Here is a 21,567-nt window from a genome sequence, read left to right on the forward strand (position 1 = left end):
AGCATCGGACCGAATTGCGCGCGCAATTTCGAAAAGCCGGTGCCGCGAACCGTGCGGCGGCTTTTCCGTCGCCCTTCTCATGAAGAGACAGGACGATTTTATGGCGCAACCACCAGTCATCTCCTTGCCCAAGGTAAGTCCGAGCATGCGGGATATCGGTTTCGCATTGGGCATCATTGCGATCCTTTGCGTTCTGTTCCTGCCCATTCCGGTCATGCTGGTGGATATCGGGCTGGCCTTTTCCATTGCGCTCTCCGTCCTCATCCTGATGGTGGCACTGTGGATTCAGCGGCCGCTGGATTTCTCGTCTTTCCCAACCGTGTTGCTGATCGCGACCATGATCCGCCTGTCGCTGAACATTGCGACGACGCGTGTCATTCTTTCGCATGGTAACGAGGGGCCGACGGCGGCGGGTGGCGTGATTGCCGGCTTTTCCAGCCTTGTCATGTCGGGCGACTTCGTCATTGGTCTGATCGTCTTTCTGATCCTGATCACCGTCAACTTCATCGTCATCACCAAGGGCGCGACGCGTATCGCCGAAGTTGGCGCCCGCTTCACGCTGGATGCCATTCCCGGCAAGCAGATGTCGATCGACGCGGATTTGTCCGCCGGCATCATCGATGAAAAGGAAGCGCAGCGCCGTCGCCGCGAACTGGAAGAGGAAAGCTCCTTCTTCGGCTCGATGGACGGTGCCTCGAAATTCGTCCGCGGCGATGCGATCGCCGGCCTCATCATCACCGCGATCAATATTTTCGGCGGCATCATCATCGGTTACTTCCGCCACGGCATGCCGATCGGCGAAGCGGCGGATGTTTTCGTCAAGCTTTCGGTCGGTGATGGTATCGTCTCGCAGATCCCGGCCCTTATCGTCTCGCTGGCGGCCGGCCTTCTGGTGTCGCGCGGCGGTACCGCCGGCTCCACGGATCAGGCCGTCGTCAATCAGCTCAGCGGCTATCCCCGCGCTTTGATGGTCTCGGCCATGCTGATGGGACTGCTGGCGATTATCCCGGGTCTTCCCTTCCTGCCCTTCATCTTCCTCGGCGGCATCATGGCCTTCGGCAGCTGGTATATTCCGCGCCAGGCCGAAGCAGAAAACGCGCTCCGCCGTCAGGAGGAGGCGAACAAGGTCCTCCAGACCACCGAAGCGGAAAAGGATTCGGTCAAGCAGGTGCTGAAAACCGCCGAGATCGAACTGGCGCTCGGCAAGCAGGTTTCCACCCGCCTTCTCGGCGCGCATCAGGAACTGGCCTTCCGCGTCGGCAAGATGCGCAAGAAATTTGCGACCCAATACGGTTTTGTCGTGCCGGAGATCAAGGTCTCCGACGACATCATGATCCCGGAAAAGGCTTACCAGATCCGCGTCCACGGCACGACCATCGCGTCGAGCAATCTGCGTGTCGGCGATGTTCTCGTGGTGACCGGGGCAGGACGCAAGCCGAGCATTCCCGGCGACGAAATCCGTGAACCCGCCTTCGGCATGCCGGCTGTCTCGATCCTCGAGACCTTTACCGAAGATTTGAAACGCGAAGGTTTCCATCCGATCGACAATGTCTCTGTCGTGCTGACGCATCTGAGCGAAGTCATCCGCAACAACCTGCCGCAGCTTCTGTCCTACAAGGACGTCAAGATCCTGATCGACAGGCTCGATCCGGAATACAAGAAGCTGGCCGACGAAATCTGCTCGTCGCATATGTCCTATTCCGGTCTGCAGGCGGTTCTGAAACTGCTGCTCGCCGAACGCGTGTCGATCCGCAACCTGCATCTCATTCTGGAAGCCGTTGCCGAACTTGCACCACATGTGCGCAAGACGGAACAGATCGTCGAACATGTGCGGGTGCGTATGTCGCAGCAGCTCTGCGGCGATCTCGCCGACAATGGCGTGCTGCGTGTTCTGCGCCTCGGCAACAAGTGGGACATGGTCTTCCATCAGGCGCTGAAGCGCGACCAGAAGGGCGAAATCGTCGAATTCGATATCGATCCGCGCCATCTTGAGGAGTTTTCGGAGCAGGCTTCGAAAGTTATCCGTGAATTCATGGATCGCGGACTGCCCTTTGTCCTTGTAACCTCGCCGGAAACGCGGTCCTATGTGCGCATGATTATCGAGCGACTCTTTGCGACCCTGCCGGTTCTTTCACATGTGGAACTGGCCAAGGGGCTGGAGATCAAGATCCTGGGCGCCATTTCATGATAACCGACCCGCAAGGGACAATTATCGCATTGTTCCTTGCCATTTGCCGTATCGGCGCCTGTTTCATGACCATGCCGGGCTTTTCCAGCTCCCGCATATCACCACAAATCCGCATGCTGCTGTGCGTTGCGGTGTCCATGGCGCTTCTGCCGGTGCTGTGGGATACGATCTATCCGAAAGTCTCCGGCGCAAGCCAGGCCACGGTCGTCGGCCTCATCTTCACCGAGGTCGTCATCGGTGCGATGTATGGCCTGATCGCGCGGTTTTATACGCTCGGTTTCCAGTTCACGGGTGCGCTCATCGGCGCCTCCATCGGTCTCAGCGCCCCAGGCGGTGCGGATGTCATCGAAGAGGTGCAGGAAAACCAGATATCCAACTTCATCACCTTCGGCGGCCTGCTGGTGCTGTTCATGCTGGATTTCCACCATATCGTCCTGAAAGCGCTGGTTGATTCCTATACCGCCACGCCGGTCGGGGCGCTTATCAGCGGCCAGAAGATGCTGATCACGCTCACCGATACGCTCAGGGCATCGTTCTCCATCATGCTGCGGCTTGCCAGCCCTTTCGTGATCTACGGCCTGATGTTCAACGTTGCGGTCGGTCTCATCAACAAGCTGGCGCCACAGATTCCGGTTTACTTCATCTCGACGCCTTTCGTTCTGGCGGGCGGTCTTTTCATGCTTTATTTGTCGGTCGCGGCCCTCATCCGTCAGTTCGTGGACGGTTTCGGCCCGGTCTTCATCGGTTTTTGATCTGGAGAAAGCCATGGCTTCGGACAAGCGCTCGGCAAAACTCAAGCGTCTGGTAACGGTCCAGCGCCACATGGAAAAAATGGCCGAGGTGGAGCTTGCCGATACCACCCGCGTGCGTACCGAAGTGGCGCAATCCATGGATAACGTGCTGGAGGCCATGAGTTCCATGGAGCCGGTACATCAGACATTTTCCAGACATTATTCGGATCGTTACGGCCGCCTTGTCGTCAAGGACCGCCAGCTTGCCGGCGTGCAGCAATTGCAGGAAAACAAGGTGCTGAAGGAAAAGACCAAGGCAGACCGGCTTGAGGACAGAATGCACATTGCCCGCGATCTCGAGGACCGCGAAGCCGACGACAATGCAATCTATGATCTGCTTGAAATGACAAACGCATCCCGGACACCAGCCTCCAGCAAGGTTGGCGATCCATAGTCCGTTCCATTGTTGCATCGCGGGCGTTCGAAAGACGTCTCCGGCGATGTTTCTTGATTGAACGGACGCGTCGGTTTTCATACCGCACGTTCGTCAGCTCGGGAGATCGGGACGTGGCGATATCGGTTATAAGTGATCTGGTGATGGATGTGGTGCGCGCTGCGGACCCCCAGGAAGTACAGATCGCCCAGGAAAAACTCAAAGCGAACAAGGCGGCTTTTGCCGCAACCAGCCTTGCAGATGCGGGCAAGGGCTTTGGCGCCGCCGTTGATATGCTGGATGGCGCCTCTTCGAAGGCGGGCCTTGGCGACACCAATATTCGCTCCGCGCGCACGGAGATTCCTGAGACTTACCGGAAATATGAAGCCTCGGTTCTCCAGACCTTCGTTGCCAACATGCTGCCGAAAGACAGCGAGGAAGTGTATGGCAAGGGTAATGCCGGCGAAATCTGGAAGAGCATGATGGCGGAACAGTTTGCCGACACGATCTCCAGAAATGGCGGCGTCGGCATTGCCGAACAGGCCTACAAGGATGCGTTGAGAAAAGCCGAAAGCAAAGGCATCACCGACGTATCGATGAATGAAAAAGACCATAATGCTGCAATTCGGATGGTGGCGGAGTTCGAGCGGCAGGTCCTCGGCGTTTCCAATGATAAAACGGACGAGGCTTGAGAATGAAAAACCTTAACGAGGAGACAAGCATGGACCTTATGTCGAACGACCACCGTATCCAATCCGTTCTCGGCCGCCTTGAGATGATCATCGACAATGAGAACGATAATATCGGTAAGGATCCGCAATTCGACTTCAAGGTTTCCAACGCCCATAAAAGCCGTTGCCTGTATGAACTCACCATGCTGTTTCGCGATACACCGCGCGAAGACATCGCCGGTGGTTATCTGGAGCAGGTGAAGGGCATCAAGTCCAAGCTCGCGACCAATGCCAGCCGCGTCGAGGCGCATCTGAACGCGGTTCGCGCTGTTGCGGACCTGCTCAAGAACGCCATCCAGGAAGCCGATACGGACGGCACCTATTCGCAGGAACAGTTCATGTACGGTGCCGCCTCCTGATGTTGAAGCTTCTTCTCACCGGCGTCTGGGTTTGCGCCGTCACGCTCGGCGCGGTGTATTTCTCCGTCCAGATGGCGACGGCGCCGGGAGATGAGGCGGGCGAGAAAAAGACCAATCTGCAATTGGTCAAGGGTGAAAGCATCACCATTCCCGTCATCAATGATGGCGGGGTGAACGGCTATTTCCTCAGCCGTATTTCGCTGCGTGTCGACAAGGACAAGATGGCGAAGATCGAATTGCCGGCCACGCAGCTGATGACCGACGAATTGTTCACGCTTCTGGCGGGCTCCTCCATGGTCAACATCGCCAATATTTCCACCTTCGATCCCGAGGCTTTCAAGCAGCGCATCCGCGAGGGGCTGAACAAGAGGCTCGATGACGAGGTGGTCGAGGATGTGCTGATCGAGCAGCTGGATTATCTGTCGAAGGCAGATATTCGCGAGCAGAATGGCAATGGCACGCCCCGTTCGGTCAAGATCGTCGAGGGCGAGAAGGCCGAGGCTGGAAAAGAAGCGGCTGCCGCGCCCAGCCACTGACGTCGCAGGGCGCGGCTCACGCGTCCGCCGACGGGCGGTTTTCTGGTCTGGTTAACCGTTCCTTGTCACGCGCCCGAATATTCGAGCGATTGCTTTCAGCATAACTTCAACCTGCACCTGTATAAACAAATCCATGAGCCGCCGTCCCGCCACCATGCGCCGGATCGGTGGAGATGGATTTGGCATTCGGGGGTTGGCAATGAATTTCGCGGCAGGTTTTGCGCGGCCGGGATCGCAACGGAATATCCACGGGCTGCGTGTCTGTGATCTCGATTGGAATGGGGCGCTGGAACTGGTCAGCGGCCGGGCTTCGGCTTGCGAAGGGCACACGATGCTCTCCTTCCTCACCATAGATAAAGCCAAGCTGTCTCTCAAGGATATCGCTTACCGCGAGATTCTGGAAAGTTGCCTGCTTCTGCCACAGGGCAAGGCGATGAATGCCGCCGCCCGTGTGGAAAATGGCAAACCTCTGTCCGCTGCGATCGACGACGTCGCTTTCGTCATGGCGCTTCTGACCTATATGGCGGTGCCGAAACGGATCGGTGTTGCCGGCGATGATGCGGCGCAGCTCAGTGAAGTGCTGGCAAAGCTGCGTGCCCACGCGCCGTGGCATGATTTCGTGATGCTGGGTCGGGATGCCTCGGGGGTTAAGGTCGATGTTCTGCTTGCCGGCATGAGCGGTGAAAATCAGGAAAAATGGTTGCACCGAACCGTCAGCCGTCAGGATGTGCGCGTCGCAATCGCGGTCGGTTCATTGTTCAAGGTCTTGTCGTCCGAAGTGGCGGGCATGCCTGAAATCTTCCGCAAGCTGCATATGAGCTGGCTTTACAGCCTCTGCGCCGAACCCTGGCACATTGCACTCGGCAAAGCTGAGACGGGTTCGCGGAGCCCGCGTTAACCATTTGTTTGCCACGATCCTTTAACCTCTCGTAAGGTTTTGACAGTCGCCCGTTGCGGGCGGCACCGAGGGTGGCAGACGGCTTCAGATGGTTGATAACAGTCCGGACATGATGGCGACCCGTCCCGACGAGGACGATTTTGCCGTGCCCCCGTCGCAATGGCGCAGGCATTGTCTGCGGCTTCTGACGGCTGGTTGCGTCGCTGCCGCCACCGTTACCGGCGCGGCTCTTCCGTTGCTGCTGATCGATTCCGGTTTTCGCGGATATGTGTCGCAGGCCCGGATCGAGATCACCCAGACGTCCTATGACGCGCCCGATGCCGCCCGTTTTCTGGCGATGGCACGACGTACCCTGTTATCTCCCGCCGGGCTTGACCGGGTCAGCGGCGATCTGAAGCTGAAACCCTCCGATATGGTGGGCGTTCGTAATCAGGGTGAGCTTGGCCTGCTCGTTGATCTTTTGACAGGCGCGGACACACGTCCGCTTTCACCGCGAGAAGCATTGAATGGCGCAGTGGGTGAGGCGATCCGGCTGGAACTGACGCCGGATGAAAATACGCTGATCGTGACCGCAAAGGCCGCGACGCCGGAAAGCGCGATGCGGCTGACCGATTATCTCTCGATGCGGGTCATGGCGGATGGCAAGGCCGGCACCATGACGCCCGCCATGCGTGAGACGGAGCGAGCGCGCAAAAGACTGGACGAAGCGGAAGCGGCATTGAACGGTTTCCAGATGCGCCATGGCGATGCCGTTCTCTCTGATGTGCACGATCTCGAGCAGCAGTTGCGTGACGTAAACGACAGCCTTGCGGGCAGCACGCAGCACCAGCAGTCGCTTCAGGCGGATTTGGCTGTGGCCTCCGCCCTCAAGCCGAATGACATTTTGTCGAAGCCCTTGCCGTCCGGCGTGGCTTTCGCAGCGCTTGAGGATATCAGGCAGAAACACGCGACCGCCAGCATGGCGCTTGCCAGTGTCTCGGTTGATTATGGCCCGAAACACCCGCGCCGCATCGCCGCCCAGAATGCGGTGGATGCCGTACAGGCGCTGGCAGCTCCCGCATTGCGCCAACTGGTTGAAGGTTTGCGGGTGGATGAAAAGCGCATCGCCCAGGAGATTGCGACCGCGAATGGCGAGCGTAAGAACCACCTTGACCGCTTAGAGGCTCTGGGCGTCGCCCCCGGTGAGCTTTCGCGATTGCAGGCTGAGCTTGAGACGGCGAGAAATGCCTATCTGGAAGCGAGCGAGCGCCGCGATCTGTCCTCCTCCACTACGCCCGCCATCGAGACCCGCCTTGCAAAGAAGGCCGGACCGGGCGAACTGTCGCGTGATCTGACGCAGGCGGCGATGATGGCAGGTGGCGGCGGACTGATTGGTCTGCTGGGCGGCCTTTATCTCCTGAGCTATCGGCGCCATGACGAGGAGCAGGAGGACGCGCTGGTCGTCGAAAATGAAGCGCAACTTCCCGTTTCCATGGACGGGCCGGAGCAATCGCTGCAATTTTCCGAATTCGAGCAAATCGAGCCGGCGGTTTTCGACGATCTTGAAGACCTTGCTGCGGAAGATCATGTCCAGCCTGAAGACGCCTTCGCTGACTATTATGGCGAGGCTGCAAATGATGCCGATGATATGCCGCTGGACGAGCGCGTGCGGCAGGTGCTGATGGGTAACCGAACGGTCAGAAGCGCCACTCAAATGTCGCCTGAACTTCCGCCATTGCTCAGTGAGGCCCTTGCAGGGCACTTCGATCATGAACAGGCCGAAGCCGAGGAATTGGCGGAATTGAGACGCGAGCTGGCGCATCTGAAGGAGCGTCTCGCCGATTACGCCGATCATCAGGACGACTACCGTAAAACTGCCTGACGAGGCTGTATTTTTGCTTGCATTCCTGCAAAGGGGGCACCATACGGGGCCAACGTAATCCAGCAGGAGCAAGACGCATGGCAGTTGTGATTGACGGGAAGGCGAAGGCGGCTTCGGTAACGGAGGCGGTCCGCATATCGGCAGAAGCGCTCGAGGCGGAACGGGGCGTGAAGCCCGGTCTCGCAGTCGTCATCGTCGGTAATGATCCGGCCAGCCATGCCTACGTGAACTCCAAGAGCAAGATGGCCAAGCAATGCGGCTTCAACTCCATTCAGCACACGCTGCCGGAAGAGACGACGCAAGGTGAGCTTCTGAAGCTGGTTGGCGAACTGAACGCCGACGCCTCCATTCACGGCATTCTGGTGCAGCTTCCGCTGCCGAAGCATTTCAATTCCGATGAGATCATCCAGTCTATTCTGCCCGAGAAGGATGTGGATGGCCTCAGCGTGTTGAACGCCGGCAAGCTGGCGACGGGCGATCTCGCCACCGGGCTTATTTCCTGCACGCCTGCCGGCGCCATGCTTCTGGTGCGCAGCATTCACGGCGACGACCTTTCCGGCCTCAATGCCGTGGTCATTGGCCGTTCCAACCTGTTCGGCAAGCCGATGGGCCAGCTTCTGCTGAATGCCAATGCCACGGTGACCATGGCGCATTCGCGCACCAAGGATCTCGCCACCGTCTGCAAGACGGCCGATATTCTCGTGGCGGCCGTTGGCCGCGCGGCGATGGTGAAGGGCGACTGGGTGAAGCCGGGCGCAACCGTCATCGATGTCGGCATCAACCGTATTCCTGCTCCCGAAAAGGGCGAAGGCAAGTCGAAGCTGGTCGGTGATGTCGCCTTTGACGAGGCAAGCGCCGTGGCCGCTGCCATCTCGCCGGTGCCCGGCGGTGTCGGCCCGATGACGATTGCCATGCTGATGGCGAATACCGTCATCGCCGCCTATCGTTCGCTGGGCAAGACCGCGCCGACGTTCTGACGGCCTCTCGCGCGCAGTTAGGCTTCGTGTTACGCGGCGCAGAATTTGAGCCGCCGTACCCTCACTTCCGTCATTCCGGCCTTAAGTCGGAATCCAGTCGACGCGCCTCTGCACGGCGGAGAGAGTTGTTTCAGTCCAAGGACTTGGGCTGGCTGGATACCGGCTCAGGGCCGATATGACGGGAAATGGTGGGCCTCAAGGACGCAGCGAATGTTGAGTCTGTCTTGTCGTTCGCTGTTTGCGTGGTTCACTCCTTTGGAGCCGGTCCCGTCGAAGCGCGTACCACAAGCTCCGCCTTCCAGAGCTCCTGATGGGGCTCCATCTGCTCGAACTTGATCCGGTTGATCAGGCGTTGGCCGACGCGCACGCCAGCGGCCCGCAGCGATGAGCGTGTGGTCGTCAGCGGCACGGAAAAATTGTCCGGCTTCAGCAGCGGCAGCACGTCGTCATGGGCGATCAGCGAAATGTCCTTGCCGGGTTTTAACCCCCGCTGGTTCATCGAGCGGATCGCGCCCAGCGCAAGCGCGGTACTGGCGCAGAGAATGGCGGTCGGCTTTTCCGGTTGAGACAGCAGCGCCTCCATGCCGAGATAACCCTCCTCGTCCGTCATGCTGCTGTGCCGTTTATTGGCCGGGTGCAGGGCGAGGCCGCTTGCATCCAGTGCCGTCTCCACCCCGAGACAGCGCCGATAGGTAAAGTCGTAGCCCTCCGGGCCGTTCAAAAGCCCGATGCGTTTATGGCCGAGCTGGAGGAGAAGCTGGGTCGCATCACGAAACGCGCCCTCATTGTCCACATCGAGATAGGGATAAGTCTCCTCCACGCCGACAGATCTGCCATGCACGAGGAAGGGCAGGGAGAGCGACTGCATCATGGCAATGCGCGCATCGTTCTTTTTCATATAGGCGAGATAGATGCCATCAACGCTGCCGCTTGCGGCGAGCCCACGCAGGGCTTCACGTTCTTTCTCCGGTTCCGTCGGCATGATGACGAGGTGAAAACCGCTGCGTGAGGCTTCTTCGCCGAGACCACTTAAGAATTCGCCGAAATGCACATCGGAACGGTGGTGCTCGCCAATCGGCATGACGAGCCCGATGGAGCCGACCTTGCCGGTTGCCAGCCGCTGCGCCGCCGCGTTCGGGCGATATCCCGTCTTCTCGGCGGCCTCCATGACGCGGCGGCGCGTCTCCGCGCTCACCTCCGGGTAGCCGTTGAGCGCCCTGCTGATGGTGGTCTGCGAAATGCCCAGCAGTTGCGACAACTGTTTCAGGTTCATGTCTTGAATTTCCTCCATGCACGCGCTTCAGGAACCGGCAAAGCCTCTCCTCATATTCCCAAAGCGCTTTAGATTTTTACCAGCCTCCTCTGCTTTTCTCAATCGAAAACGATAGCCGCCTTCCTAAATAAATATGACTATTCACGCGGTGCGGCAACGTTTCCTCGGAAACAGCCTCTTGACTCCATCTTGATGACAATGAGATGAATAGGCAGCCAAAGCGCTTTGATTGAGAGAGGACGCTTTGAGCCTTTTATGTGATGGGAGGTAAATCACATGCGGAAGACTCTTTTGGCGACGGCGGCCTCAATGGTGCTGCTGTCGGGTGCGGCCTTTGCCGCTGACCTGAAATTCGCGCCCGGCCAGGATGCCAAGTTCAACTGGAAAAGCTACGAGGACTTTAAGGCGGCCCATGCCGACCTGAAAGGCCAGACGCTGACGATTTTCGGGCCCTGGCGCGGTGAGGACGAGGCGCTGTTTCAGTCGGTGCTTGCCTATTTCGCTGACGCGACCGGCGTGAACGTCCGTTATTCCTCGTCGGAAAATTACGAGCAGCAGATCGTCATCGATACGCAGGCGGGTTCGCCGCCCAATATCGCCATCCTGCCGCAGCCCGGCCTTCTGGCCGATCTCGCGGCCAAGGGTTTTCTGGTGCCGCTCGGTGACGAGACCGCCAATTGGGTCAAGGAAAATTACGGCGCAGGCCAGTCCTGGGTCGATCTCGGCAGCTACAAAGGCAAGGACGGCAACAAGGCTTACTTTGCGTTCCCCTTCAAGGCCGATGTGAAGTCGCTCGTCTGGTATGTGCCTGAGAACTTCGAGGAAGCGGGTTATAAAGTGCCCGAGAGCATGGAAGACCTGTTCAAGCTGACGGACCAGATCGTAGCCGATGGCGGCACGCCCTGGTGCATCGGCCTCGGCTCTGGCGGTGCGACCGGCTGGCCGGCAACCGACTGGGTGGAAGACCTGATGCTGCGCACGCAGCCGCTCGACGTTTACCAGAAGTGGACGACCAACGAGGTGAAGTTCACCGATCCGGCGGTGGTCGAGGCGATCAACGAGTTCGGCAAATTCGCCAAGAACGAAAAATATGTCAGCGGCGGCGTTGCGGCCGTGGCCTCCACCGACTTCCGCGACAGCCCCAAGGGTCTCTTCGACATTCCGCCGAAATGCTACCTGCACCATCAGGCGTCGTTCATTCCGTCCTTCTTCCCTGAAGGCACCAAGGTCGGAACGGATGCGGATTTCTTCTACATGCCGACTTACGCGTCCAAACCTGACCTCGGCAAGCCGGTTCTCGGCGCCGGCACGCTCGTCACGGTCACCAAGGAAGCACCGGCGGCCAAGGCATTCGTCGAATTCCTGAAGACCCCGATCGCCCACGAAGTATGGATGGCGCAGTCCAGCTTCCTGACGCCGTATAAGGGTGTGAATGTCGACACCTATGCCAATGAGCAGATGAAGCGCCAGGGGGAAATCCTCACGACCGCGACAAGCTTCGGCTTCGATGGTTCCGACCTGATGCCCGGCAAGATCGGTGCCGGCGCGTTCTGGACCGGCATGATCGATTTCGTCGGTGGCAAGTCCGCCGATCAGGTCGCCGCCGATATCCAGAAGGCCTGGGACGGCCTGAAGTAACAATCGGATCAGGCCCGGCGGCACGCTGCCGGGCCTTTACCAAGTAGAACTGCCCAGACGACCGTATAAATCAGCGCGGCGCGGAGAGGATCAGGGAGGGAACATGGCTCAACAACTCGTGTCTGCCATCGGCGTCATGGTAGCGGGCGTTTTTGCCTGCGCTGCCTATTACTGGCTATCCGACAAGGCGCTGCAGGTGATTTTTCCCGTCCGCTCGGGAGATGTCATTCACGCATCCCGCAATCTAAACCGCCGCGCCGCCGTCCGGCCCTGGCTGTTCATCGGCCCGGCGCTGATCCTGCTGCTGGTCTACCTGGTCTATCCCGTCATCGCCACGCTGATCCTGTCCTTTTATGATCGCACAGGCAGCGAATTCGTCGGCCTCGCCAATTATCGCTGGGCGTTTTTCGATGCCGGTTTCCGCCAGTCGATCTTCAACAATATCCTCTGGCTTGCCGTCGTGCCGGCCGCCTGCACCTTCTTCGGCCTCGTCATTGCCGTCATGACCGACCGCATCTGGTGGGGCAACATCGCCAAATCCATCGTCTTCATGCCGATGGCGATCTCCTTCGTCGGCGCATCGGTCATTTGGAAGTTCATCTATGAGTATCGCGCCGAAGGTCAGGTGCAGATCGGCCTCTTGAACGCCATCGTCGAGTTTTTCGGCGGTAGCCCGGAGGTTTGGATTTCCATGCCCTTCTGGAACAATTTCTTCCTGATGGTCATCCTCATCTGGATCCAGACCGGTTTCGCCATGGTCATCCTGTCGGCGGCTTTGCGCGGCATTCCGGAAGAAACCATCGAGGCGGCTGTCATAGACGGCGCCAATGGCTGGCAGATTTTCTGGAAGATCATGGTGCCGCAAATCTGGGGCACCATCGCCGTCGTCTGGACGACGATCACTATTCTCGTGCTCAAGGTCTTCGATATCGTGCTGACCATGACCAATGGCCAGTGGAATACCATGGTTCTCGCCAACCTCATGTTTGACTGGATGTTCCGCGGTGGCGGCGACAGCGGCCGAAGTGCTGTTATCGCGCTCATCATCATGGCGGCCGTCACCCCGATCATGGTCTGGAACATCCGCCAGGCAAACCGCGAGATGGAGGGCCGCTGAGATGAATATCGTCAAACGCCTGCGCCGCGTCGGCCTGCCGCGCCTCATCGTCCATGCCAGTGTTCTCGTCGTCGTGCTTCTCTGGCTCTTACCCACGCTCGGCATTCTCGTCAGCTCGCTGCGCGACAAGGACCAGATTACCGTGTCAGGCTGGTGGACGGCCTTCTCCAGCTCCGAACAGACCTCGGCAGTGCGCCTCGCCGATGCTTCCGTGCAGAAGCAGGACGGCAGCCGCTATGTGATATCAGGCAATGTCTTCGAAAACGGCGCGGGCGGAAAAGTCTCCGCCTTCGGCGTGCGCGTTCAGGAGCCGAGAGCATTCAACGCCGGCGAACCGGCCGATATCGGCGATGGCGAAACCCTGCTCGTCAATACGGACGGCACTTACGAATATAGCAAGGCTTCGAGCTTCGAGGGCGCGCGCGGCAAGCGCGTCTATATTTCCGTCGCGACGCCGCCCGTCTTCACGCTCGACAATTACCGCACGGTTCTGACCTCGGAAGGCATCGGCCAGTCCTTCGTCAACTCACTCACCGTCGCCGTGCCGGCAACCGTCATCCCCATCCTCATTGCGGCCTTCGCCGCCTATGCGCTGTCATGGATGAGCTTTTCCGGCCGCAATCTGCTGATTGCCATGGTGGTGGGCCTCATCGTCGTGCCGTTGCAGATGTCGCTGATCCCGCTGCTGCGGCTCTATAATGAAATCGGCACCATCTTTGGCGTGCCGTCCAAGACCTATGCCGGCATCTGGCTGGCGCACACTGCCTTCGGCCTGCCGCTCGCCATCTATCTGCTGCGCAACTATATTTCCGGCCTGCCGAAAGAGATCATCGAAAGCGCCCGCGTGGATGGTGCCAGCGATTTTGAAATCTTCGTCAAGATCATCCTGCCGCTCTCCTTCCCGGCGCTTGCCTCCTTCGCCATCTTCCAGTTCCTGTGGACCTGGAACGACCTGCTCGTCGCCATGGTGTTCCTTGGCACGCAGAAGGACGAACTGGTATTGACCGGTGCGCTCAACGCGTTGCTCGGCTCGCGCGGCGGCAACTGGGAAATCCTCACCGCCTCGGCCTTTGTCACCATCATCGTGCCGCTTTGCGTCTTCTTTGCTCTTCAACGTTATCTCGTGCGTGGCCTGCTTGCAGGCTCCGTCAAGGGAGGCTGACATTCCATGAACGCCCATACCAGACAGGACACTTCCATGACCGCTTCGGTGACTTCCGCTTTGACGCCCAACAAGGACTGGTGGCGCGGCGCTGTTATCTATCAGATCTATCCGCGCTCCTATCAGGACTCCAATGGCGACGGCATCGGCGACCTCAAGGGCATAACCGACCGGCTGGCGCATATTGCCGGCCTCGGTGCCGATGCGATCTGGATTTCGCCCTTCTTCACCTCGCCGATGAAGGATTTCGGTTACGACGTCTCGAATTATGTCGATGTCGATCCGATGTTCGGCACGCTTGCCGATTTCGACGGGCTGATTGCCGAAGCCCACCGGCTTGGCATCCGCGTCATGATCGATCTCGTCATGTCGCACACGTCTGACCAGCACCCATGGTTCGTGGAAAGCCGCGCCAGCCGCAACAATGCGAAATCCGATTGGTATGTCTGGTCGGATGGCAAGCCGGATGGCACGCCGCCCAACAATTGGCTGTCGATCTTCGGCGGTCCGGGCTGGCAGTGGGACCCGACGCGCATGCAATATTACATGCACAACTTCCTGACCTCGCAGCCGGACCTCAACCTGCATAACCCTGAAGTGCAGGAAGAGCTGTTAAACATCACCCGTTTCTGGCTGAAGCGCGGCGTCGACGGTTTCCGCCTCGACACCATAAATTTCTATTTCCACGACCTTGAGCTGCGCGATAACCCGGCGCTGGCGCCGGAGCGCCGCAATGCCTCCACGGCACCTGCGGTCAATCCCTATAACTTCCAGGAACATCTCTACGACAAGAACCGCCCAGAAAACATCGCCTTCCTGAAGCGCTTCCGCGCCGTGCTGGACGAGTTTCCAGACATCGCCGCCGTTGGCGAAGTGGGCGACAGTCAGCGCGGCCTCGAAATCGTCGGTGAATATACTTCCGGCGATGACAAGATGCAGATGTGTTACGCCTTCGAATTCCTCGCACCCGATGCGCTGACCCCGCAGCGCGTCGCCGATGTGCAGGCGGATTTTGCGAGAGCCGCACCGGAAGGCTGGGCCTGCTGGGCTTTCTCCAACCACGATGTCGTGCGCCATGTCAGCCGCTGGGGCGAGCATGTCGAGGATAAGGACGCTTTCGCCAAGGTTCTTTCGGCGCTGCTGATGACGCAGCGCGGCTCCGTCTGCATCTATGAGGGCGAAGAACTCGGCCTCACCGAGGCCGATATCGCCTTCGAGGATTTGCAGGATCCATACGGCATCCAGTTCTGGCCGGAATTCAAGGGCCGCGACGGTTGCCGCACGCCGATGGTGTGGGATGCCGGCCACGCACAGGCCGGTTTCTCGACAGCCGACAAGACATGGCTGCCCATTCCGGCCGAGCACAAGCAGCGCGCCGTCAGCGCCCAGCAGGGCAATGAAGCTTCGGTGCTGGAACATTACCGCCGCTTCCTCGCTTTCCGCAGGCAGCACCCGGCCTTCGCAAAGGGTGGTATCGAATTCCAGCCGGTGCAGGGTGAGGTGCTGAGCTATACCCGCAAGCTGGGCAACGAAACCGTGCTTTGCCTCTTCAACTTGTCCGCAACGCCGGCAAAAGCCACGCTGCCGGAAGGGAACTGGGAGGTTCTCGAAGGTCATGGCTTTGCAAGCGGCCTTGAAGGCAGAAGCGTAGAACTTCCGGCATGGGGCGCATTCTTCGCCCGTTACGCCTGACAGAATAGGGAGGACCACCCATGACAAGTCTCGTTCTCAAGGATATCCGCAAATCATACGGGCAGGTGAAGGTCCTGCACGGCATCGATCTGCAGATCGAGCAGGGCGAATTCATCGTTTTCGTCGGCCCGTCCGGCTGCGGAAAATCGACGCTTCTGCGGATGATCGCCGGTCTGGAGGAGATCACCGGCGGCGAGATGTTCATTGATGGCCAGCTCGTCAATGAAATCCCGCCCTCGCGCCGGGGCATCGCCATGGTGTTCCAGTCCTATGCGCTTTATCCGCATATGACCGTCTATGACAACATGGCCTTTGGCATGAAGATCGCGAAGGAAAACAAGCAGGAGATCGACCGGCGCGTTCGTGCCGCTGCCGAAATCCTGCAGCTGACGCAATATCTGGAGCGTCTGCCCAAGGCGCTCTCCGGCGGCCAGCGCCAGCGCGTCGCCATCGGTCGTGCCATCTGCCGCAATCCCAAGGTCTTCCTGTTCGATGAACCGCTGTCGAACCTTGACGCTGCCCTGCGTGTCGCCACCCGTATTGAGATCGCCAAGCTCAACGAGCAGATGGCCGATACGACGATGATCTATGTCACCCACGATCAGGTGGAGGCGATGACGCTGGCAGACCGCATCGTCGTGTTGAATGCGGGTCGTGTGGAGCAGGTCGGCCCGCCGCTCGAACTTTACGAAAGGCCGGCCAATCTTTTCGTGGCGAAGTTCATCGGCTCGCCCGCCATGAACATCATCTCGGCGAAGATCGCCGGAACCGGCGAACGGACGTCGATCGAACTGGCCAGCGGCAAAACATTGGCCGTCAATGTTCCGACCCCGGCCACCGAGCAGGGCAAGGCTGCGAGCTTTGGTGTGAGGCCGGAAGACCTCAGCGTCGTCACCGGCGACGACTATCTTTTCGAAGGCAAAGTCTCGATCGTCGAGGCTCTGGGCGAAGTGACGCTGCTTTATCTCGAGGCTCCGAAGGGGCAGGAGCCGATCATCGTCAAGATCCCGGGCATCCTTTCCGTCTCCAGGGGCGAAACCCTGCGGTTTGCAGCACCGCAGGAAAAGCTCCATCTCTTCGATGCTGACGGCAAGACCTACCGTCCATAATCGCCGGCAATATCGTAAAACACGCCCCGGAACCTTTACCGTTCCGGGGCTTTTCGTGCGTTTTTGCCCCTGTGGAAAAACATCGGAAATGTCCCGCTTCCGGTCTGTTTGAGGCAAGTCTGATATGAATTGTTAAAGACTATGGCCTAGTCTCGATCTGTTAAGAAAGCATGGGAGTCCGGGCGTGCAGAGCAGTGCGGGTGTCATCAGGAACCATTACCTGAGCAAGGAAGAATCCTTCATGTATGACCGCGAAAGCCGGTTTCGCATGGAAGATACCATGAATGCGGCACGCATCGAATATACCGAAAAGGCCGTCATGCACATGGCGGCGCGGCGCTGTGACGTCATCCGCATCTCCCAGACCGAAGCGGTGCTGGCACTGCTGACGAAATATAACCTGCCCAACCAGTTCTATCTCGATATTCCCGACGCCCGCATCACCAAGATCGGCTGCGTGATGTTGCGCGTCAACGCCAACAACACCATCCACGTCCGCTTCCTGCGCATGTTGACGCAGAAGGAACTGGACCGCATCTTCGTGTTCAGCACGCACCCGGCACACAGGGACCGGAAGCTCGATATCCGGTCTTTCTGAAATATCCAAATCTGCCGAAGGGACTTAAGAAAGCCCGTCCACAACCGTCTGCTTCAGCTTCACTTCAGGCACCTCCGTGAAGGCAAGATCGCTGCGGCCGAAATAGGATTTCTGGTTGGTGGCCGACCAGTCGTTGCAGACCAGCTTGTAACGTTGTTTCGTTTCCAGTTTTTCCGGCATGGCGTAGAGATAATCGCCGGTGCGCGCAGCAAGCGGAATGTCGCCGTCCTGGTTGCATCGTTCAAGGATTTCAGCAAGCGCTTCGCCATCCACTTCCGTCACCATCAGCTTGCCGTCGAAACGCAGCGAGGCGTTGAAATCATAGCGGCGAATATCGCCCTGCGGCAGACCGGCGCCGAGTGACGTGTGGCCGATGAAACCGACATCCGCGCCGGTTTTCGCGGCGATAAGCTGCGCCACATGGCGTCCGGCCTCATCGACAGTCATGGCCTTGGCGGATTTACCGATAACCGCCCGTTCTTCTGCCGTCAGGTGCTTTTCGAGCGTCTGCTCGATCAGGCTCTTGAGGGCCGGGGAGGCGGGGGCGTCGCTATCGATCGCGATCGTTTCAATGGCCGGAGCCTTGCCGGGGGCGGAGATCGTTGCCACCGTCATGGAGGTGCACCATGAACCGGTATGGAGATAACGCGTGGCACCCTGCTCGTGCACGAAGTTCAGGTGATCGTGACCGCCGACCAGCAGCGTGCCATCCGGCAGCAGGGGCAGGATGTCGCGGTCGGCAACGACGCCGGCATGGCTCAAGACGATGTTGATAGCGCCCGACTTAACGATGCCGGGCAGATTGGCCTTCGCCCATTCGACGGGCTGCGGGATGTCGAGCATCTCGCGCGTCGCCTTCGGATAGGTGTTGATTGCATTGGTGGCAAGACCCGTGACGATGATCTGCCGCCCGCCGACGCTCACCTCGGCGCTATCAGGCGCATAGGGCTTTCCGTTGCGCTTATCGATAATGTTGGACAGAACGGTGATGCCGAGCGCCTGGGCGCGACTGACGAAATTGGCAAGATCATTGTCGATATCGGGCTCATGATTGCCGATATTGATGACGGTGGGGGCGAGCTTGGCGAGTGCAGCGAGGAACGTCCACTCGATTTCGCCGGCCGAACGTGTGGCCACCGCATTGCCGAGTTCGAACAGGTCGCCATTCAGCAGAATGATATGCGGCGTCTTGTCGGCAACGACGCGCGTTTCTATGGCCGCGAGAAGCTGGCCGATGCGTTCATAAGCCGAATGCAGGTCGGAGATCACGATCGCACGCAGCGCGACATCCTGCGCCATCGCTGGCGTGGCTAACGCAATCAACGGCAGCACGGCTGTGCCAGCCATAAGCTTCAGCACATCGCGGCGTTTGCTTGAGAAAATCGTCATGTCCTGGCCCCATCATCCGAAACTGCACCGTCGTCCCACGGTTGCTGGAGAAGGCCCTATAGGGCGATCATCACAGCCGCATGACAAGTGTGACTTTTACGAATTGGGAAATAAAGCTGTTTCTGCGCCGGATTATCAGGTGCGAGAAAGTACAGTCGAACGATACCGCAAAGCAGGGTTGAAAGGCGAAAGCCGTATCGACCTTCGCCTTTCAAAAGATCAATGGAAGAGCACGCTCGCGCCCTGATCGGCCGGGCCGGCATTGCGGCGGAAGGGGGCGAAAAGTTCGCGGCCCATGCCCCATTCATTGCCGGAAAGATCGGCGCGTGCCGGTTCGCGTTTCGCTAGTTCAGCGGCGGACACCAGCACTTCCAGCGTTCCGGAAATGGCATCGAGACGGATGATGTCGCCATCGCGGATGAGCGAGATCGGGCCACAATCGGAAGCTTCCGGCGTGACGTGAATGGCGGCCGGCACCTTGCCGGATGCACCGGACATGCGCCCATCCGTCACCAGCGCCACCTTGAAGCCGCGATCCTGCAACACGCCGAGCGGCGGCGTCAGGCGGTGCAGTTCCGGCATGCCATTGGCCTTCGGCCCCTGGAAGCGGACGACGGCGATGAAGTCGCGGTTGAGCTTGCCGTCCTTGAAGGCATCCTGAAGTGCCTGCTGGTCGTCGAAAACGATAGCGGGCGCTTCGATGATGTGGCGTTCCGGCTTGACGGCGGAAATCTTGATGACCGATTTGCCGAGATTGCCCGTCAGCATCTTCAGGCCGCCAGTCGGCTGGAACGGCGTTTCGATACTGGAAAGCACCTTCGGATCATGGCTCTGCTCGGGGGAGGGCTCACGGGTTACCGCGCCCTTTTCATCGAGTTTGGCATCCACTGTATAGGCTGCAAGACCCTGTCCGAAGACGGTGCGCACATCGTCATGCACAAAGCCCTGCTTCAGGAGCTGCTTGATGAGGAAACCCATGCCGCCGGCGGCGTGGAAATGGTTCACATCGGCAAGCCCGTTGGGATAAACGCGGGCGAGCAGCGGCACGATGTCGGAAAGATCGGAAATATCCTGCCAGGTGAGGATGATGCCGGCGGCGCGCGCCATGGCGATCAGATGCATGGTGTGGTTGGTGGAACCACCCGTTGCATGCAGGCCGACAACGCCGTTGACGACCGACCGTTCATCGATCATCTCGCCCGCCGGTGTGAATTCATTGCCCTGCGCAGTGATTGCCAAAGCGCGCTTGGCAGCTTCACGCGTCAGCGCATCGCGCAGCGGTGTGCCGGGATTGATGAAGGAGGAACCGGGCATATGGAAGCCCATGATTTCCATCAGCATCTGGTTGGAGTTCGCCGTGCCGTAGAAGGTGCAGGTGCCGGGACCGTGATAGGATTTCGATTCCGCCTCCAGAAGCTCGGCGCGGCCGACCTTGCCTTCGGCATAAAGCTGGCGGATGCGTGACTTCTCGTCATTCGGCAGGCCTGATGTCATGGGCCCGGCGGGAACGAAGACGGCCGGCAGATGGCCGAAGGCCAGTGCCGCGATCACGAGGCCGGGCACGATCTTGTCGCAGACGCCGAGATAGACGGCGGCGTCGAACATGTTGTGCGACAGGCCGATGCCGGCAGCCATGGCGATGGCATCGCGGGAAAACAGCGAAAGCTCCATGCCGGGCTGCCCTTGCGTCACGCCATCACACATGGCCGGAACCGCGCCCGCAACCTGGGCGATGCCACCGGCCTCCTTGGCCGCATCGCGAATGATCGCCGGGAAGGTCTCATAGGGCTGGTGCGCCGACAGCATGTCGTTATAGGCGGTGATGATGCCGAGGTTTGGAACCCGGTCGCCGGCAAGGATGTCCTTGTCGGCGGGGGAACAGACCGCAAACCCGTGCGCAAGGTTGCCGCAGGAAAGCACGGAACGATGAACGCCTTTTGAGACCTGCAGCCGCAACCGCTCGAGATAGGTCTCGCGGTAAGGCTTGGAACGTTCGACGATACGGGCGGTGATGGCCTGAATGCGGGAATCGGCGGACATGGGCGTTCATCCTGTTCGTTGGTCGGCAACCGGCGTTCCGGGAGGTGAACGGCCGGTTGTCGTGTTTCTGTCTTCATGTCTTCGGGGCGCTTGTCGCCGGGCCGCGTGTGCGGCGGTACTTTCGGCTTACGGCGCCCAGTATATATCCACGAGCGTTTCTGCCCGGTTCAGCACGGCACGAACAGGCATTTCGTCCTCATCCTCACCTGACTGAGCTTTTTCAAGCGTCGCCTTCTTGGCCGCACCTTCAATGTGCAGCACCAGAAAATCGGCATCATGCAGGCTGGAGAAATTGAAGGTCAACCGCTCCTCTCCCGCATTCTCCGCCGCCATGGTCAAGACGCCGCGTGGCTCATCAAGGTCCAGCGCTTCGTAGAGATTGTCTCCACCGGGGAAGAACGATGCCGTATGGCCATCCGTTCCCATACCCAGAATGACCACATCGAAAGGATCGCAGATCGCTTCGGTCTTGACGGTTGCGAGCGTCGCCGCATCCTCCGGCGAGGCCGCCGACTGGAAAAGCGGCACGAAATAGGCCGCCTTCGCCTTGTCCTGCAACAGGTTCTCGGCGACGAGGCGATGGTTCGAACGGTCGCTTTCCGGCGGCACGAAACGTTCGTCCACCAGCGTCACGCTGATATTGGGCCAGTCGAGATCGTGTTTGGAAAGCGCCTGGAAGAACAGTTTCGGCGTCGAGCCACCGGAAACGGCGATGCTCGCTGTGCCGCGCTCCTGCGTTGCGGCCGAAAGGCGGCTGGCAACTTCTGTTGCCAGTGCAGAGGCGAGGTCAGCGGCGCTGTCGAAGACATGCAATGTCTCACTCATCTCCGTCATC

The 21,567-nt window shown here is 59.4% G+C and carries 19 protein-coding genes; 15 read left to right on the plus strand and 4 right to left on the minus strand.

The window, feature by feature from the left end; all coding sequences use genetic code 11:
- Positions 1–100 precede the first annotated feature (100 nt).
- The 9 genes from flhA to folD all read left to right on the plus strand — a co-directional run bounded on the left by flhA (position 101) and on the right by folD (position 8,714).
- On the plus strand, positions 101–2,188 hold the full coding sequence (gene flhA, locus QSV77_RS01075) for a flagellar biosynthesis protein FlhA (protein ID WP_142841154.1): 2,088 nt from the start codon (positions 101–103) through the stop codon (positions 2,186–2,188).
- Positions 2,185–2,940, plus strand: a complete 756-nt coding sequence (gene fliR, locus QSV77_RS01080; protein WP_142841156.1) for a flagellar biosynthetic protein FliR — start codon at positions 2,185–2,187, stop codon at positions 2,938–2,940. The genes flhA and fliR overlap by 4 nt, the downstream gene beginning before the upstream one ends.
- Before the next feature lie 13 nt (positions 2,941–2,953).
- Complete coding sequence (locus QSV77_RS01085; RefSeq protein WP_142841158.1) at positions 2,954–3,373, plus strand: hypothetical protein; 420 nt, start codon at positions 2,954–2,956, stop codon at positions 3,371–3,373.
- 113 nt (positions 3,374–3,486) lie between these two features.
- Entirely contained in the window at positions 3,487–4,044 is a 558-nt protein-coding gene (locus tag QSV77_RS01090) for a rod-binding protein (RefSeq protein WP_046800607.1), read from the plus strand.
- Between the two features lie 29 nt (positions 4,045–4,073).
- Positions 4,074–4,442: a hypothetical protein gene (locus QSV77_RS01095; RefSeq protein WP_046800735.1), complete on the plus strand. Its 369-nt coding sequence runs from the start codon at positions 4,074–4,076 to the stop codon at positions 4,440–4,442.
- Positions 4,442–4,978, plus strand: a complete 537-nt coding sequence (locus tag QSV77_RS01100) for a flagellar basal body-associated FliL family protein (RefSeq protein ID WP_046800608.1) — start codon at positions 4,442–4,444, stop codon at positions 4,976–4,978. Before QSV77_RS01095 ends, QSV77_RS01100 begins: the two co-directional genes overlap by 1 nt.
- Positions 4,979–5,177: 199 nt before the next feature.
- Positions 5,178–5,876 carry a WecB/TagA/CpsF family glycosyltransferase gene (locus QSV77_RS01105; protein ID WP_142841159.1) on the plus strand — a complete coding sequence of 233 codons (699 nt, stop codon included), beginning with the start codon at positions 5,178–5,180 and terminating at the stop codon, positions 5,874–5,876.
- A gap of 88 nt (positions 5,877–5,964) precedes the next feature.
- Positions 5,965–7,737, plus strand: a complete 1,773-nt coding sequence (locus QSV77_RS01110; protein WP_302732275.1) for a GumC family protein — start codon at positions 5,965–5,967, stop codon at positions 7,735–7,737.
- Between the two features lie 77 nt (positions 7,738–7,814).
- Positions 7,815–8,714, plus strand: a complete 900-nt coding sequence (gene folD / locus QSV77_RS01115; protein ID WP_302732276.1) for a bifunctional methylenetetrahydrofolate dehydrogenase/methenyltetrahydrofolate cyclohydrolase FolD — start codon at positions 7,815–7,817, stop codon at positions 8,712–8,714.
- 247 nt (positions 8,715–8,961) lie between these two features.
- On the opposite strand, the gene QSV77_RS01120 is transcribed toward folD, so the two are convergent.
- Positions 8,962–9,987 (minus strand): LacI family DNA-binding transcriptional regulator, encoded by a 1,026-nt coding sequence (locus QSV77_RS01120; protein ID WP_302732277.1) that lies wholly within the window; start codon positions 9,985–9,987, stop codon positions 8,962–8,964.
- A gap of 276 nt (positions 9,988–10,263) precedes the next feature.
- On the opposite strand from QSV77_RS01120, the gene QSV77_RS01125 reads away from it, so the two are divergent.
- The 6 genes from QSV77_RS01125 to QSV77_RS01150 all read left to right on the plus strand — a co-directional run bounded on the left by QSV77_RS01125 (position 10,264) and on the right by QSV77_RS01150 (position 17,303).
- Complete coding sequence (locus QSV77_RS01125; RefSeq protein ID WP_269698634.1) at positions 10,264–11,625, plus strand: ABC transporter substrate-binding protein; 1,362 nt, start codon at positions 10,264–10,266, stop codon at positions 11,623–11,625.
- Between the two features lie 103 nt (positions 11,626–11,728).
- Positions 11,729–12,742, plus strand: coding sequence for a carbohydrate ABC transporter permease (locus tag QSV77_RS01130; RefSeq protein WP_046800613.1), 1,014 nt, complete (start codon positions 11,729–11,731; stop codon positions 12,740–12,742).
- Position 12,743: 1 nt separating this feature from the next.
- Complete coding sequence (locus QSV77_RS01135; RefSeq protein WP_080817815.1) at positions 12,744–13,904, plus strand: carbohydrate ABC transporter permease; 1,161 nt, start codon at positions 12,744–12,746, stop codon at positions 13,902–13,904.
- Between the two features lie 36 nt (positions 13,905–13,940).
- The gene (locus QSV77_RS01140; protein WP_302732278.1) at positions 13,941–15,596 is read left to right on the plus strand and encodes an alpha-glucosidase family protein; all 1,656 of its coding nucleotides are present in this window, start codon (positions 13,941–13,943) and stop codon (positions 15,594–15,596) included.
- Between the two features lie 20 nt (positions 15,597–15,616).
- Complete coding sequence (locus QSV77_RS01145; protein ID WP_302732279.1) at positions 15,617–16,705, plus strand: ABC transporter ATP-binding protein; 1,089 nt, start codon at positions 15,617–15,619, stop codon at positions 16,703–16,705.
- A 241-nt stretch (positions 16,706–16,946) separates the two neighbouring features.
- Positions 16,947–17,303 (plus strand): hypothetical protein, encoded by a 357-nt coding sequence (locus tag QSV77_RS01150; protein ID WP_035236048.1) that lies wholly within the window; start codon positions 16,947–16,949, stop codon positions 17,301–17,303.
- Between the two features lie 24 nt (positions 17,304–17,327).
- Here the strand turns inward: QSV77_RS01150 and QSV77_RS01155 are convergent, their stop codons facing one another.
- The 3 genes from QSV77_RS01155 to pgl form a co-directional block, all read right to left on the minus strand.
- Positions 17,328–18,692 (minus strand): metallophosphoesterase, encoded by a 1,365-nt coding sequence (locus QSV77_RS01155; RefSeq protein WP_302732280.1) that lies wholly within the window; start codon positions 18,690–18,692, stop codon positions 17,328–17,330.
- Between the two features lie 219 nt (positions 18,693–18,911).
- Positions 18,912–20,732: a phosphogluconate dehydratase gene (gene edd / locus QSV77_RS01160; RefSeq protein WP_269698626.1), complete on the minus strand. Its 1,821-nt coding sequence runs from the start codon at positions 20,730–20,732 to the stop codon at positions 18,912–18,914.
- Between the two features lie 126 nt (positions 20,733–20,858).
- Positions 20,859–21,557, minus strand: coding sequence for a 6-phosphogluconolactonase (pgl, locus tag QSV77_RS01165; protein ID WP_269698625.1), 699 nt, complete (start codon positions 21,555–21,557; stop codon positions 20,859–20,861).
- Positions 21,558–21,567 lie beyond the last annotated feature (10 nt).

The sequence above is a fragment of the Agrobacterium sp. V1 genome (assembly GCF_030518355.1).
Lineage (GTDB): Bacteria > Pseudomonadota > Alphaproteobacteria > Rhizobiales > Rhizobiaceae > Agrobacterium > Agrobacterium cucumeris.

Excerpts from the sequence above, each read along its gene's own strand:
- flhA (WP_142841154.1), top strand. The coding sequence starts at position 101 with ATGGCGCAACCACCAGTCATCTCCTTGCCCAAGGTAAGTCCGAGCATG.
- fliR (WP_142841156.1), top strand. The coding sequence starts at position 2,185 with ATGATAACCGACCCGCAAGGGACAATTATCGCATTGTTCCTTGCCATT.
- QSV77_RS01085 (WP_142841158.1), top strand. The coding sequence starts at position 2,954 with ATGGCTTCGGACAAGCGCTCGGCAAAACTCAAGCGTCTGGTAACGGTC.
- QSV77_RS01095 (WP_046800735.1), top strand. The coding sequence starts at position 4,074 with ATGGACCTTATGTCGAACGACCACCGTATCCAATCCGTTCTCGGCCGC.
- QSV77_RS01100 (WP_046800608.1), top strand. The coding sequence starts at position 4,442 with ATGTTGAAGCTTCTTCTCACCGGCGTCTGGGTTTGCGCCGTCACGCTC.
- QSV77_RS01105 (WP_142841159.1), top strand. The coding sequence starts at position 5,178 with ATGAATTTCGCGGCAGGTTTTGCGCGGCCGGGATCGCAACGGAATATC.
- QSV77_RS01110 (WP_302732275.1), top strand. The coding sequence starts at position 5,965 with ATGGTTGATAACAGTCCGGACATGATGGCGACCCGTCCCGACGAGGAC.
- folD (WP_302732276.1), top strand. The coding sequence starts at position 7,815 with ATGGCAGTTGTGATTGACGGGAAGGCGAAGGCGGCTTCGGTAACGGAG.
- QSV77_RS01120 (WP_302732277.1), bottom strand. The coding sequence starts at position 9,987 with ATGAACCTGAAACAGTTGTCGCAACTGCTGGGCATTTCGCAGACCACC.
- QSV77_RS01125 (WP_269698634.1), top strand. The coding sequence starts at position 10,264 with ATGCGGAAGACTCTTTTGGCGACGGCGGCCTCAATGGTGCTGCTGTCG.
- QSV77_RS01130 (WP_046800613.1), top strand. The coding sequence starts at position 11,729 with ATGGCTCAACAACTCGTGTCTGCCATCGGCGTCATGGTAGCGGGCGTT.
- QSV77_RS01135 (WP_080817815.1), top strand. The coding sequence starts at position 12,744 with ATGAATATCGTCAAACGCCTGCGCCGCGTCGGCCTGCCGCGCCTCATC.
- QSV77_RS01140 (WP_302732278.1), top strand. The coding sequence starts at position 13,941 with ATGACCGCTTCGGTGACTTCCGCTTTGACGCCCAACAAGGACTGGTGG.
- QSV77_RS01145 (WP_302732279.1), top strand. The coding sequence starts at position 15,617 with ATGACAAGTCTCGTTCTCAAGGATATCCGCAAATCATACGGGCAGGTG.
- QSV77_RS01150 (WP_035236048.1), top strand. The coding sequence starts at position 16,947 with ATGTATGACCGCGAAAGCCGGTTTCGCATGGAAGATACCATGAATGCG.
- QSV77_RS01155 (WP_302732280.1), bottom strand. The coding sequence starts at position 18,692 with ATGACGATTTTCTCAAGCAAACGCCGCGATGTGCTGAAGCTTATGGCT.
- edd (WP_269698626.1), bottom strand. The coding sequence starts at position 20,732 with ATGTCCGCCGATTCCCGCATTCAGGCCATCACCGCCCGTATCGTCGAA.
- pgl (WP_269698625.1), bottom strand. The coding sequence starts at position 21,557 with ATGAGTGAGACATTGCATGTCTTCGACAGCGCCGCTGACCTCGCCTCT.